Here is a 13,172-nt window from a genome sequence, read left to right as displayed (position 1 = left end):
CGCCATGTCCCTTGCCACAGCCTCCCTGCCCGCCCTGATGCGTGAAGTTTTTTTCGACGGCGCCGGCGGCCCGGAGGTGATCGGGTTGCATGAGGCGCCGCCGCCCTCGCCCGGGCCGGGGCAAGTGCTGGTGGAAGTGGTGGCGGCGGGGGTCAATCGGCCGGATTGCATCCAGCGCGCCGGACTTTATCCGCCGCCGCCCGGCGAGAGCCAGATTCCCGGACTGGAGATCGCGGGCCGAATCGTGGCCTTGGGCGAAGGCGTGGCGCTGAAACTCGGCGACGAGGTCTGCGCGCTGGTCGGTTCGGGCGGCTATGCCGAATATTGCGTGGCGGAGGCGGCGCTTTGCCTGAAAAAGCCCGCGCCGCTGTCGCTGGTCGAGGCGGCCGGCGTTCCCGAAACCTATTTTACCGTTTACGACAATGTGTTTACGCGAGGCGCCTTGCAGCCGGGCGAAACCTTTCTCGTTCACGGCGGCTCCAGCGGCATTGGCTCGACCGCCATCCAGCTCGCGAAAAAATTCGGGGCGACAGTGTTCGCCACGGCGGGTTCGCGGGAAAAATGCGATTTCTGCCTCGAATTGGGCGCCGATGTCGCCATCGACTACCGCGAGCAGGATTTCGTCGCGGTCTTGAAGGAAAAAACGGGGAAGAAAGGGGCGAATGTCATTCTCGACATGGTCGGCGGCCCCTATCTGCAACGCAACGTCCAGGCGCTGGCGCCGGACGGGCGGCTGGTGCAGATCGCCTTTCTGCAAGGCTCAAAGGTCAAGGACTTCGACTTCATGAGCGTGATGCTGAAGCGCCTGACGATCACCGGCGCCACGCTGCGCGCACGACCGCTCGCGGCCAAGGCGGCGATTGCGGCGGCGCTGCGGGAAAAGGTCTGGCCGCTGCTTGAGTCCGGCGCCGTCTCGCCCAGGCTGCATAAGACCTTTCCGCTGGAACAGGCGCGGGAGGCGCACGAGCTGATGGAAAGCTCGGCGCATCTGGGCAAGATCGTGCTTTTGACGGGGCGCTGAAGCGAAAGGCCGGTCAGTTCACCGGGCTGCGCAGGGCGTCTTGGTAACGGACGTCTTGGTAACGGGCGTCTTGTTGGTGAGCATCCTCGACGAGGCGTTCGAGGGCGCATTGGAAGTCTTCTCCGCGCGCGCGGGCGATCTTGCCGCGGGCGCGCAGGGCCTTGAGCCGCACGCTTTCGAAGCGGAACACGCCGTCCCACGGGCCGGTGTAGGCGACATCGACTCCGGCCTCGGCCTTGGTCAAGGCGAGATCGAGATTGCTGGTCTGAAACATCGATTGCGCCATGATCCGCCCCACACTTTGTTGTTGGCGACAGCGTGACTCTTAGCGACCAACGCAAGCTTCAGAAACTCAATAAAATTTGATCGAGCAGCCGGGTACTTGCGATCACGCTTTCGTGATCGCCGGCCCGCCCCGCCGCGCGGGCGCTGCGCGCGGCGTCGGGTCTCACTGGACTGTCTCTTGAGCGAAAGCGGTGGCGAGCGTCATCAGCATGCGGCGCTTCTTGGGATCGGCGATGCGGCGGAAATCCGACAGCAGCAAGCGGCCCTCGTCCTCGATCGAGAGATCGCCGCCGACCGGCCCGGAACTGGCGCCGTCGCTGAGGCCGCGAAAGAAATCCGAAGGCGTGGCGCCGAGCAGCACGCACAGGCGGCGCATGTCATCGACATTGAGGCGCTCGCGGCCTTCCTCGAGGCGCTCGAGGCGGTCGATGCTCAGGCCGCCGGCGCGCACAAGTTCCTCCGCCGCCAAGCCGCGCGCCTCGCGCAAGGCCCGCAGACGGCCGCCTACATGTTTATCGATGGGATTGACGTCAGTCATTATGGTTACTCTCAACTCGCTGTCGAAAGCAGGTCTAAAGTCAGGGAGTAAACAATAATTCCCATGAACACCCGCGAATTTTCCGCGCTTGTCGACAGAGACCTCGGCTCTTCGTGTTTCTTTGAAAGCATTGCTTCCATGAGCCAACCATATTCGAAACATTGTTTGCCGCAACTTAATCGTATTTTAATCGTGAATATCAATACAATCTGACGTAGGAAATGTACTTTACTTTGGTAATACGATTTACCAACGGAATCTATTTACGCACGTCATATCACGACTCGATCAGGACTGCATCGAGCCAGAACCCGCCATCCTGCGCCACGCCGAAAGCGGCGCGCGTGGCCGCATCCGCTTTTTCCTGAAGCAGAAGAATGGCTTGCGCGAAAAGAGCCGGCGTCGCCATACGCCCGGTCCACTCCGTGAACGCCATGCGCAGCCGCCACGTCCGGCAGGCGCGCGGCGCGAATCCCGCCCGCGCCAGGGCGTCAAACCATTCCGCCTGGGAATAGTCGCGCACATGCGAGGGATCGCGCAAAAGCTCGAACGCCTGGAGATGCGTGTCGAGCGCGGCGACGCCGGGCGAGACGATGTCGATGAAGAAAGCCGGCGCGCCCGCGCGCAGCACGCGCCGCGCCTCGCGCAGACCCGCGCCGAGGTCGCGCCAGTGATGCGCGGAAAAACGGCTGACGAGGAAATCGAAGGTTTGGTCCTCGAACGGCAGGCGTTCCGCCGCCGCCTCGACCGTTTCGACATTGGCGAGGCCCCGCCGCGCCGCCTCCTCGCGCGCCGCCGCGAGCATGGCGGCGGACAGATCGACCGCGACGACATTTCCTACATGCGGCGCCAGGGCATAGGCGACATGGCCGCCACCGCAGCCGAGATCGAGCGCGCGCGCCGGCCGGATTTGCGCCGCGCGCTCCGCCACGAGGGCGAGATCGGCGCCGGAGGCGTGGACCGCGCTGGCGACATAGGCGCCGGCGCGGGGGCCGAATTGTTCGACGACCAGACGCGCGCGATCGGTCATGTCATTCGCCGCGCCAGATCGGCGGGCGCTTGGCGAGGAACGCCTCCATGCCCTCCTGGAAATCCTTGCTGCGGTAGCACATCACCACCAGATCCTCGCCGGTCTCCATTGGCGGGCGCAGGCGCAGCAGCGCCTGCTTAGTGGCGGCGAGCGTCAGCGGCGCATGGCCCGCCACCGTTTTCGCCAATTCTTCGGCGCGGGTCATCAGGGCGTCCGGCGCGACGATCTCGCCGACGAAGCCGAAGATTTTCGCTTCCTCCGCGTCGATCAGCCGCGCGGTAAAAATCAGGTCTTTTACGCGCGCCGCGCCGATGAGATGGACGAGGCGGCCGTAATTGGCCACCGACAGGCAATTGCCGAGCGTGCGCGCGATGGGAAAGCCGAATTTGGCGTCGGAGCCGGCGAGGCGCAGGTCGCAGCAGGCGGCGATGGCCGCGCCGCCCCCCGTGCAGGCCCCGGCTATGGCGGCCAGCGTGGGCACGCGGCAGCGCTCCAGCGCGGAAAGGATGCGCTCGATCTTGATTTCGTAATCGATGCAGTCCTGATCCGAGTTCAGCGCGCGGAATTCGGCGATGTCGGTGCCCGCCGCGAACGCCTTGCCGCCGGCGCCGGAAATGACGAGCGCCTTGACGGCTTTGTCTTCGTTGACCCTGAGCGTCGCCTCATAGAGATGCTCGTACATTTCGAAGGTGAGGGCGTTGCGCGCCTGCGGCCGGTTGAAGACGAAATGGGCGATGTCGCCGCGCTTTTCGAACAGGGTGATGGCGGTCAAGGGGGGCTCCCATGGTTAACGAAGCCCTTGTAAAGCATAATAACGCCGGCTTCACCCCCCGGAATAATCCTGAATCGGCTTGTAACGCGGGCGGGGAATTTTTACGCCGCGCGCCTTCATGTCCCTGAGCGCCACATAGATCATCGCCGTCATCAGCGCGTCGGAATGGGCGTCGTGCTGGTTGAACAGCGGAAGCTTCAAGTCGCGCAAAATGCTGGCGAATTTCAGATCGACCTGCGTGCCCGGCGGGGCGTCGCCATATTTCAGGTCGTAGTAAATGCCGGAGACTTCCACCGTCTTGTTGGGCAGTTCGATGCCGATCAGTTCGGCCACATGCTTGTTGAGCATGTCCAGATCGAAATCGATGTAATAGCCGACCAGCGGGCGCCCGCCGATGAAGCGCAGCAAGTCCGGCAGCACTTCGTTCATGGTCGGGGCCTGCGCCACATCCTGTTCGCGCAAGCCGTGGATCTTGATCGCCTCGGGGTCGATGGCGCAGCGCGGGCGGGTGATGGCGCGAAAACTCTCGCTGGCGAGAATCTGGTTGCCCCGGATGCGAATGGCCGCGACCGAAATGATCTCGTCGCGGCCGCGGTCGAGGCCGGTGGTTTCGCAATCGATGGAAATATATTCGTCGTCCGGCCCCGGCTCGAACAGAAACATGTAGGAGCGGTCCGACAGCGCCACCCTGTCCATCTGCCGCATCAGCCAGCGCAGCATCGGACGGCCCTCAAAACATGTTCAGGTTGAAGCGGCGGCGCACCAGATCGCGCAATTGCTTCACCTGCTGGAAGGAATCGCGCAGCAGGTCGCGGTCCATGCTGGTCAGGGCGCCCGGCTTGAACAGGCTGGCGGCGTCGGAGGCCGCGAGTTGCGCGTCGAGCCGCAGCGTCAGCAGATAGTCAAGCGCCTGGGCGAGACCGCGCGCGAAATCTTCCTTCAACAGGCTTTTTTCGGCAAGTTTGGCGAGGCGATCGAAGGTGTTGGTCTCGTTAAGCCCCTGTTCGATGGCAAGCGCGCGCACGCCATGGACGATGGGGAAAATACCGCCCTTCTTGACGTCGAGCGCGCCGCCCTCGGCGTCCGACAATTTCAGATTGTTGAACAGACCGATCGGCAGTTCGAACGCCAGCACGGCGGCGGCGAAACGGGCGAGAAAGACCCTTTCGCTGCCGATCTTTTCGAGCAGGGCTTGCTTGGTCCGCTCCAGCAGATGCGCGTCGCCCGCCACCGCCGTCGCGTCATAAAAGATGGCGACGTTCATGGCGGATTCGTTGTCGGGCGTGGTGATCCAGCGGGAAAAATCCGAGACATATTGATCGACGGTGCGCACCCAGAACGGATTGCTCACCATCACATGGCCCGGACAGGGCGGAAAGCCGAAGCTTTTGAGCGCGGCCGAGAAATCGGCGCGGAAGCGGTCGAGCAGGACCGGATCGACCGGTTCGGCCAGGATCAGGCCATTGTCCTGGTCGGTGCGCACGGTCTGCTCGCCGCGGCCCTCGCTGCCCATCACGATCAGGCACAGTTTTGGCGCGATTTCCGCCGGACAGGTGAGGTCGAACAGTTTTGCGAACAGGCGCCGGTTGAGGTCGGAGACGATTTCCGCCACCACCTCGACTTTGACGCCCTGGCGGCGCAGCGGCTTGATCTGGTCGGCGATCTGGCGCGCGGCCGCGCCGAGTTCGTCGAGATTGGCGGCGCGGTCGATGCGACTGGAGACGAGCTGGGAATTGCCAGCGAAATGGCCGAGCAGGTCGATGTCCTCGATGATGCCGAGGAAGTCGTCGCCCTGCCTGACAACCACCCGGCGCTTGTTGTGCTTGGTCATCAGCAGCAGCACATGGGAGACGAAATCGTCCGGCGTCACCGCGACCAGATCGAAATGGGCGATGCTTCCCACCGGCTCGTCGATGGTCATGTCCTTGAGCAGGACCGCCTTGGCCAGGTTCATGCCGGTGACGATGCCCACGCGCTCGCCATCGCGCACCAGCAGCGCGTTGCACTCGATCGTCTGCATCTTGCGGCCGGCCGCCTTGATGCTCTCGGTCGCGTCGATGGGCACCGCCGGCATCATTTCGAGGTCGCGCACCCGCGCATGCATCAGCGAGCTGAACTGGCTCGATTCGCTCTCGCCGGCGAGCGCGTCGAGTTTTCGGGTGATGTCGAGATAGAAGAAGGCGCCGAAGCGCGGATTGGCGTTGATGAGACGCACCAGTTCCGCGCGCGGCGCGATGGCGCACAGGGTTTCCTCGGCGGCGATGAAGGCGCTGACGCTAGCGCCCTGCACCACGGCGCGCGCGTCGAAAAAATCCTTGGGGCCGAGCATGCCGACGGGTTCGGTCTGCTGGCGCTCCTCGACGCAGCCCTTGACGACGAGATAGAGCCCTTCAGGCTTGGCGCCTTCGGCGAGAATGGTTTCGCCGGGCCGGTAGTAATGAATGTCCAGGGCGGATTGCAATTCCTCGGCTTCGTCCGGCGTCAGCCGGTCGAACGGGGCCGCCGCCGTGTCGAGAAGCACGCTCATGACGCCTCTCCGTTGAGGGGATTCCCTCTCCCCGTTTACGGGGAGAGGGAATTATATGGTCAGTGGGCCGAGGCCCCGGAGGCGCCGATGCCGGTCTGCGAGCGCACATATTGCGCGTCGAAGCCCGCCATGTCCGCCTTGGCGCGCGCGCTGCGGTCGAGCTTGGAGAACAGCCAGATGCCGAAGAAGGCGATGGTCATGGAGAACAAGGCCGGATTGGAGATCTGGAACGCCGCCGACCCCTTGGCGTGGCCCAGCGTGACTTCCCACACCGCCGGCGAGAAGATCACGCCGACCAGCGCCGAGGTCAGGCCGAAGAAGCCGCCATAGACCGCGCCGCGCGTGGTCATGCCGCGCCACATCATCGACATGAGGAGCACCGGGAAGTTGCACGAGGCCGCGATCGAGAAGGCGAGGCCGACCATGAAGGCGACGTTCTGCTTCTCGAACACGATGCCGAGCACCACGGCGACAACGCCGAGCACGATGGTGGCGATCTTCGAGACGCGGATTTCGTCCTGCTCGTTGGCCTTGCCGTTCTTGAACACGGTGGCGTAGAGGTCGTGCGAAATCGCCGAGGCGCCCGCCAGCGTCAGGCCCGACACCACCGCGAGGATGGTGGCGAAGGCCACAGCCGAGATGAAGCCGAGGAAGATGTCGCCGCCGACTGCGCCGGCGAGGTCGATCGCCGCCATGTTGGAGGTGCCCCGGATCGCTTCGATGGCGGTCTTGCCCTTGGCGAGCAGGCCGGCGTCGAGATAGGCCGGGTCGGTGGAGACCAGCACGATCGCGCCGAAGCCGATGATGAAGGTCAGGATGTAGAAGTAGCCGATGAAGCCGGTGGCGTAGAACACCGACTTGCGCGCCGCCTTGGCGTCGGACACGGTGAAGAAGCGCATCAGAATGTGCGGCAGGCCGGCGGTGCCGAACATCAGCGCCAGCCCCAGCGAAATCGCCGAGAGCGGGCTTGAGATCAGCGATCCCGGCTGCATGATCGCCAGCTTTTTCGGGTGGACTTCGGTCGCCTTGGCGAACAGGGCCTCCGGCGAGAAGCCGAACTTGGCCAGCACCATGAAGGCCATGAAGGTCGCGCCGGCGAGCAGCAGGCAGGCCTTGATGATCTGTACCCAGGTGGTCGCCACCATGCCGCCGAAGGTGACATAGACGATCATCAGCACGCCGACGATGATCACCGCATAGGTGTAGTCGAGGCCAAACAGCAGCTTGATCAGGCTGCCCGCGCCGACCATTTGCGCGATCAGGTAGAAGGCGACCGTGACCAGCGTGCCGCAGGCGGCCATGACGCGGATCGGCGTCTGCTGGAAGCGGAACGAGGCGACGTCGGCGAAGGTGAACTTGCCGAGGTTGCGCAGCGGCTCCGCGATCAGGAAGGTGACGATCGGCCAGCCGACCAGCCAGCCCACCGAATAGATCAGGCCGTCGAAGCCCGACGTATAGACGAGGCCGGAAATACCCAGGAAGGACGCCGCCGACATGTAGTCGCCGGCGATGGCGAGGCCGTTCTGGAAGCCGGTGATGCCGCCGCCCGCCGTATAGAACTGCGCGGCGGAACGGGTGCGCTTGGCCGCCCAATAGGTGATGCCCAGCGTGAAGACGATGAACACCGCGAACATGCCGATGGCGGTCCAGTTGGTCGCCTGCTTTTCACCGCCGCCGGCGATGGCGTCGGCGAAGGCGGGCGAGGCCAGCGCGACCAGCGCGGCGCCCGTCACAGAGGCGCCGGAAAAGAGAGACTTGATGCGGCTCATCACTTGCTCTCCTCGACGATCTGGCGGGTCAGTTCGTCATAGCGGGCGTTGGCCCTGAGGACGTAGATGCCGGTGAGAACGAAGGCCGAGACGATGACGAACAGGCCGACGACGATGCCGACCGTGGTGACGGAGCCCGCCGCGAGCGGTATGCCCAGCAGGTTGCCCAAATCCTTGTTGAAGGCGACAAGCAGGATGAAGCCGAAGTAGATCGCCAGCATGGCCGCCGAGAGAGTCCAGCCTAGCGTCTTGCGCGTGGCCACCAACTCCTGAAACTTCGGATTTTTTTCAATATCTAACGCAGTTGCGGCCATGAAGGCTCCTCCCTGTATTCCAAGACGAGCGCGGGTGAACCTTTTTGGATTGCGCGCAGGCGCAACGCCCGCGGTTCTTCCCTCGCTAGTCTCGTTCCTGTCTAACCCAGCCGGCGCCGCCGCGTGAGTTAGCACTTCGTTGAAGATGCGGCCTGGAAACGAAAAACCCGCCGCTGGAAGAGCGGCGGGCGGGGATTTCGACGTTTGGGCGCTGGGGAGCGACCCCGTATTCCCCTTTGGGGGAGAAGGGGGCCAATGCCGGGCGCCCAGGCTGTTACTCCGGCACGACGCGCACCGCGCCCTTGGCGGCGCTGGTGGTCATGGCGGCGTAGGCGCGCAACGCCGCCGAGACCTTGCGGTCGCGGTTGGCCGGCCTCCAGGCCGCCTTGCCCTTGGCTTCCATCTTTTCGCGGCGGCGCTGAAGTTCGGCGTCGGCGACATCGAGTTTCAGCACGCGATTGGGGATGTCGATCACGATGGAATCGCCCGATTCGACCAGACCGATCACGCCGCCCTCCTGCGCCTCCGGCGAGACATGGCCGATGCACAGGCCCGAGGTGCCGCCGGAAAAGCGGCCGTCGGTGATGAGACCGCAGACTTTGCCCAGCCCCATGCTTTTCAGATAGCTGGTGGGATAGAGCATTTCCTGCATGCCCGGTCCGCCGCGCGGGCCTTCGTAGCGGATGATGACCACATCGCCCGCCTTGACCGCGCCCGACAGAATCCCCTGCACGGCGTCGTCCTGGCTTTCGTAAACCACGGCGGGGCCGGTGAATTTCAGCACGCTGGCGTCGACGCCCGCCGTCTTCACGATGGCGCCGTCCTCAGCTAGATTGCCGAACAGCACGGCGAGGCCGCCGTCCTTGGAGAAGGCGTGGTCGGCCGAGCGGATCACGCCGGTTGCGCGGTCGGTATCCACCGATTCGTAGCGGGCATTCTGGCTGAACGCCTCTTGCGTGGGCACGCCGCCCGGCGCCGCGCGGTGGAAAATATCGAGGCCGGGGCAGTCGCTGCGCTTGATGTCCCACTGCTCCAGCGCCGAGTCCAGGCTGCCGGCATGGACCGAATGGACATCGCGGTTGAGCAGGCCGGCGCGGTCGAGTTCGCCAAGGATGGCGTGGATGCCGCCGGCGCGATGCACGTCCTCGACATGGACGTTGGCCACGGAGGGCGCCACCTTGCACAAAACCGGCACGCGGCGCGACAGGCGGTCGATGTCGGCCATGGTGAAATCGACGCCGGCCTCATAGGCCGCCGCCAGCAGATGCAGCACGGTGTTGGTCGAACCGCCCATGGCGATGTCCAGCATCATGGCGTTTTCAAAGGCCTTGAACGTGGCGATGCTGCGCGGCAGCACGCGTTCGTCATTATGCTCATAATAGCGCTTGGCCAGATCGACGATGGTCCGGCCGGCTTGCAGGAACAGCTCCTTGCGGTCGGCGTGGGTGGCGAGGAGCGTGCCATTGCCAGGCAGCGACAGGCCGAGCGCTTCGGTCAGGCAGTTCATGCTGTTGGCGGTGAACATGCCCGAGCAGGAGCCGCAGGTCGGGCAGGCCGAACGCTCCATCGCGGCGACATCCTCGTCGCTGTTGTTGGGATCGGCGGCGGAGATCATGGCGTCGATCAGATCGACCTTCCTCGTTCCGGTGGACAGCACGACCTTGCCGGCCTCCATCGGCCCGCCGGAGACGAAAATGGCGGGGATGTTGAGCCGCAGCGCCGCCATCAACATGCCCGGCGTGATCTTGTCGCAATTGGAGATGCACACCAGCGCGTCGGCGCAATGGGCGTTGGCCATATATTCCACGCTGTCGGCGATGACTTCGCGCGACGGCAGGCTGTAGAGCATGCCGGAATGGCCCATGGCTATGCCGTCATCCACCGCTATGGTGTTGAATTCCTTGGCGACGCCGCCGGCCGCCTCGATTTCCCGCGCCACCAGTTGGCCGAGGTCCTTGAGATGGACGTGGCCGGGCACGAATTGCGTAAAACTGTTGACCACCGCGATGATCGGCTTGCCGAAATCGCCGTCCTTCATGCCGGTGGCGCGCCAGAGGCCACGCGCGCCGGCCATGTTGCGGCCGTGGGTCGAAGTGCGGGAACGATAGGCTGGCATGGGCTTGCCTTGGTCTTGAAAGTGTGACGTTCGGCGTGTCCTACATCTTTGCGGCGGGCGCGTCCACGCCGGCGCGGTCGTGGTTAAGCAAGTCTTGACGATTGCATTGACCTCGCGTCCCATTTTGAGAAAATACCGCGCAGGGCCTTGATTGGAGAAGTCCCGCCCTCGCGGCGACCGGCGGTTCGGCCCAGGCCCAATGCGCCAATTGCAGCTATGAAACCTATTATCGCCCGGTGACGGTGCGCCATTGCGAACAACTGGTTCCCCATCAGGTGGTTCGCCCGGTGATCTCCACGCAACTCGCGCCGGTGGTGAGCTACCAGCCGGTGCGGCGCGCCTATTATGTGCGGCAGACCTATTACACCCGCCAGGTCAGCACGGAGCCGGTTGAGGGCGGCTCCGCGGGCAATGACGGTTATGACAGGTCCGCCGGCTATGGCGGCGGAGGATATGGCTACGCCCGCTTTGGCGGCAATGGTCATTATGGCCGCTACGGGCGTTTCGCCCGTTATGGCCATCACGGCTTCCATCCGCATCAACCCATCCTTTACGAGCGGCGTTAACCCCGCAAAGGTTGGCATTCGGCGGCTCGGCGTTTAAGGGTTGGGTCAACCTCCAGCTCCAACGACCGCATCGAAGGAACAGCCTTGAACTCCGCCGACATCCCCGCCTCAAATGACAATTTCGCCGTCGCGCTGCGCTCGGGCGTGAGCGCGGCGGTTGACTGGCTGGTCACCCGCCAGAAGCCGGACGGTCATTGGGTCGGCCGCGCCGAATCCAACAGTTGCATGGAGGCGCAATGGCGCCTCGCCCTCTGGGTTCTTGGCCTCGACGACCACCCCTTGATCCCGCGCCTCGCCCAATCCCTGCTCGACAAGCAGCGCGCCGACGGCGCCTGGGAAATCTATTACGGCGCCCCCAACGGCGACATCAACACCACCGTCGAAGCCTACGCCGCCCTGCGCTGTTCCGGCTTTGCCGCCGACGCCCCCGCCCTGCTGAAGGCGCAGGCCTGGATCGAAGCCAAGGGCGGTTTAAAAAACATCCGCGTCTTCACCCGCTACTGGCTCGCCCTGATCGGCGAATGGCCCTGGGAGAAGACGCCGAACCTGCCGCCGGAAGTGATCTGGCTGCCGCTGTGGTTTCCCCTCAACATCTATCATTTCGCGCAATGGGCGCGCGCGACGCTGATGCCCATCGCCGTGCTGTCCGCGCGCCGCCCCTCGCGGCCGCTGCCGCCGCAAAACCGGCTCGACGCGCTGTTTCCTGGGGGACGCGAGGCTTTCGATTACGAATTGCCGGCCAAGCCCAATCCCGACCGCTGGGACCGGTTTTTCCGCAAGACCGACAAGATTTTGCACGCCTTGCAGGATCTGGGGCGTCTCGCCGGCGTCGGCGGCCTGCGCAACGCCGCCGTCCGCCATGTGCTGGAATGGATCATCAAGCATCAGGACGCCGACGGCGCCTGGGGCGGCATCCAGCCGCCGTGGATCTACAGCCTGATGGCGCTGCATACCGAGGGCTATTCCGTGACCCATTCGGTGCTGGCCAAGGGCCTCGCCGCGCTCGACGATCCCGGCTGGCGCGTGGATGTGGGCGACGCCACCTTCATCCAGGCCACCAACAGCCCGGTGTGGGACACGATGCTGACCTTGCTGGCCTTCGACGACGCCGGCGCGCTGGACAACGAAGCCGCGGAAAAGGCCGCCGACTGGCTGCTGAAGCGGCAGGTTCTCGTCCCCGGCGACTGGTCGATCAAGCTGCCCAAGATCCGGCCCGGCGGCTGGAATTTCGAATATTGCAACAATTTCTACCCCGACACCGACGACACCGCCGTCGCGCTGATCGCGCTGGCCCCGTTCCGCGCCCAGGAGAAATTTTTGGCGCGCGGCATTGAAGAGGCGATCTCGCGCGGCGTCGACTGGCTGGTCGCCATGCAGAGCAAGAGCGGCGGCTGGGGCGCGTTCGACAAGGACAACACCAACACGCTGCTGACCAAAATTCCGTTCTGCGATTTCGGCGAGGCGCTGGACCCGCCTTCAGTCGATGTCACCGCCCATGTCGTCGAGGCCTTTGGCAAGCTCGGGATTTCGCGCGAGCATCCGGCCATGGCGCGGGCGCTGAGCTACATCCGCGAGCAGCAGGAGGCGGACGGGCCGTGGTTCGGGCGCTGGGGCGTGAATTACATTTACGGGACCAGCGCGGTTCTGCCGGCGCTCGCGGCGATCGGCGAGGACATGAGCCAGCCCTATATCGCCCGCGCCTGCGACTGGCTGCTCTCGCGCCAGCAAGAGGATGGCGGCTGGGGCGAAAGTTGCGCCTCCTACATGCGGGCCGACAGCGCCGGACGCGGCGCGACCACCGCCTCGCAAACCGCCTGGGCGCTGATGGCGCTGCTCGCGGCGGGGCGCGACGCGGATCGCGAGGCGATCGAGCGCGGCTGCCAGTTCCTGCTGGAAAGCCAGCGCGAGGGAACCTGGCCGGAGCCGCATTATACCGGCACGGGTTTTCCGGGCTATGGCGTCGGGCAGACCATCAGGCTGAACGACCCGCTGCTGGCGGAAAGGCTGAAACAGGGGCCGGAACTGTCGCGCGCCTTCATGCTGCGCTACGGGCTCTACTGCCATTATTTCCCGCTGATGGCGCTGGCGCGCGCCACAAGACGGAGCTGAACCCGGCTCCGTCCGCGCGGGCTGACGCAATTGAAGCCGGACGCAGCGTCACGATGACGTGAACGCCGCGACGGCGAGAGCCGCTTGACTTGCGTCTCGACTTGCGCAGACTTGATACCAAATCA

The 13,172-nt window shown here is 64.7% G+C and carries 12 protein-coding genes; 3 read left to right on the top strand and 9 right to left on the bottom strand.

The genetic code is table 11. The annotated features are described in order from the left end of the window. Window positions 1-4: 4 nt before the first annotated feature. Complete coding sequence (locus tag CCR94_RS22445) at window positions 5-1,021, top strand: NAD(P)H-quinone oxidoreductase (protein WP_244594184.1); 1,017 nt, start codon at window positions 5-7, stop codon at window positions 1,019-1,021. Window positions 1,022-1,034: 13 nt separating this feature from the next. On the opposite strand, the gene CCR94_RS22440 is transcribed toward CCR94_RS22445, so the two are convergent. The 9 genes from CCR94_RS22440 to ilvD all read right to left on the bottom strand — a co-directional run bounded on the left by CCR94_RS22440 (window position 1,035) and on the right by ilvD (window position 10,372). Continuing rightward, window positions 1,035-1,307, bottom strand: a complete 273-nt coding sequence (locus CCR94_RS22440; RefSeq protein WP_104510510.1) for a hypothetical protein — start codon at window positions 1,305-1,307, stop codon at window positions 1,035-1,037. A 162-nt stretch (window positions 1,308-1,469) separates the two neighbouring features. Beyond that, window positions 1,470-1,844 carry a helix-turn-helix domain-containing protein gene (locus tag CCR94_RS22435; protein ID WP_158254881.1) on the bottom strand — a complete coding sequence of 125 codons (375 nt, stop codon included), beginning with the start codon at window positions 1,842-1,844 and terminating at the stop codon, window positions 1,470-1,472. A 277-nt stretch (window positions 1,845-2,121) separates the two neighbouring features. Continuing rightward, window positions 2,122-2,874 (bottom strand): class I SAM-dependent methyltransferase, encoded by a 753-nt coding sequence (locus tag CCR94_RS22430; RefSeq protein WP_104510508.1) that lies wholly within the window; start codon window positions 2,872-2,874, stop codon window positions 2,122-2,124. A 1-nt stretch (window position 2,875) separates the two neighbouring features. Then, window positions 2,876-3,646, bottom strand: coding sequence for an enoyl-CoA hydratase (locus CCR94_RS22425; RefSeq protein ID WP_104510507.1), 771 nt, complete (start codon window positions 3,644-3,646; stop codon window positions 2,876-2,878). Between the two features lie 51 nt (window positions 3,647-3,697). After that, entirely contained in the window at window positions 3,698-4,366 is a 669-nt protein-coding gene (locus CCR94_RS22420) for a 3'-5' exonuclease (RefSeq protein ID WP_104510506.1), read from the bottom strand. A gap of 10 nt (window positions 4,367-4,376) precedes the next feature. Next, window positions 4,377-6,173 (bottom strand): DUF294 nucleotidyltransferase-like domain-containing protein, encoded by a 1,797-nt coding sequence (locus CCR94_RS22415; RefSeq protein WP_104510505.1) that lies wholly within the window; start codon window positions 6,171-6,173, stop codon window positions 4,377-4,379. A 59-nt stretch (window positions 6,174-6,232) separates the two neighbouring features. Beyond that, complete coding sequence (locus CCR94_RS22410; protein WP_104510504.1) at window positions 6,233-7,942, bottom strand: cation acetate symporter; 1,710 nt, start codon at window positions 7,940-7,942, stop codon at window positions 6,233-6,235. Beyond that, complete coding sequence (locus CCR94_RS22405; RefSeq protein WP_104510503.1) at window positions 7,942-8,256, bottom strand: DUF485 domain-containing protein; 315 nt, start codon at window positions 8,254-8,256, stop codon at window positions 7,942-7,944. Before CCR94_RS22405 ends, CCR94_RS22410 begins: the two co-directional genes overlap by 1 nt. A gap of 274 nt (window positions 8,257-8,530) precedes the next feature. Next, window positions 8,531-10,372: a dihydroxy-acid dehydratase gene (ilvD, locus tag CCR94_RS22400; RefSeq protein WP_104510502.1), complete on the bottom strand. Its 1,842-nt coding sequence runs from the start codon at window positions 10,370-10,372 to the stop codon at window positions 8,531-8,533. 242 nt (window positions 10,373-10,614) lie between these two features. On the opposite strand from ilvD, the gene CCR94_RS22395 reads away from it, so the two are divergent. Further along, window positions 10,615-10,938 (top strand): hypothetical protein, encoded by a 324-nt coding sequence (locus CCR94_RS22395; RefSeq protein WP_206605887.1) that lies wholly within the window; start codon window positions 10,615-10,617, stop codon window positions 10,936-10,938. A gap of 84 nt (window positions 10,939-11,022) precedes the next feature. Beyond that, window positions 11,023-13,047 carry a squalene--hopene cyclase gene (gene shc / locus CCR94_RS22390; protein ID WP_206605886.1) on the top strand — a complete coding sequence of 675 codons (2,025 nt, stop codon included), beginning with the start codon at window positions 11,023-11,025 and terminating at the stop codon, window positions 13,045-13,047. Window positions 13,048-13,172: the final 125 nt, after the last annotated feature.

Source organism: Rhodoblastus sphagnicola (assembly GCF_002937075.1).
In the GTDB taxonomy this organism is placed as follows: Bacteria; Pseudomonadota; Alphaproteobacteria; order Rhizobiales; family Beijerinckiaceae; genus Rhodoblastus; species Rhodoblastus sphagnicola.
The sequence above is the reverse complement of the archived record's forward strand: the minus strand, read 5'-3'. Positions and strand labels throughout refer to the sequence as shown.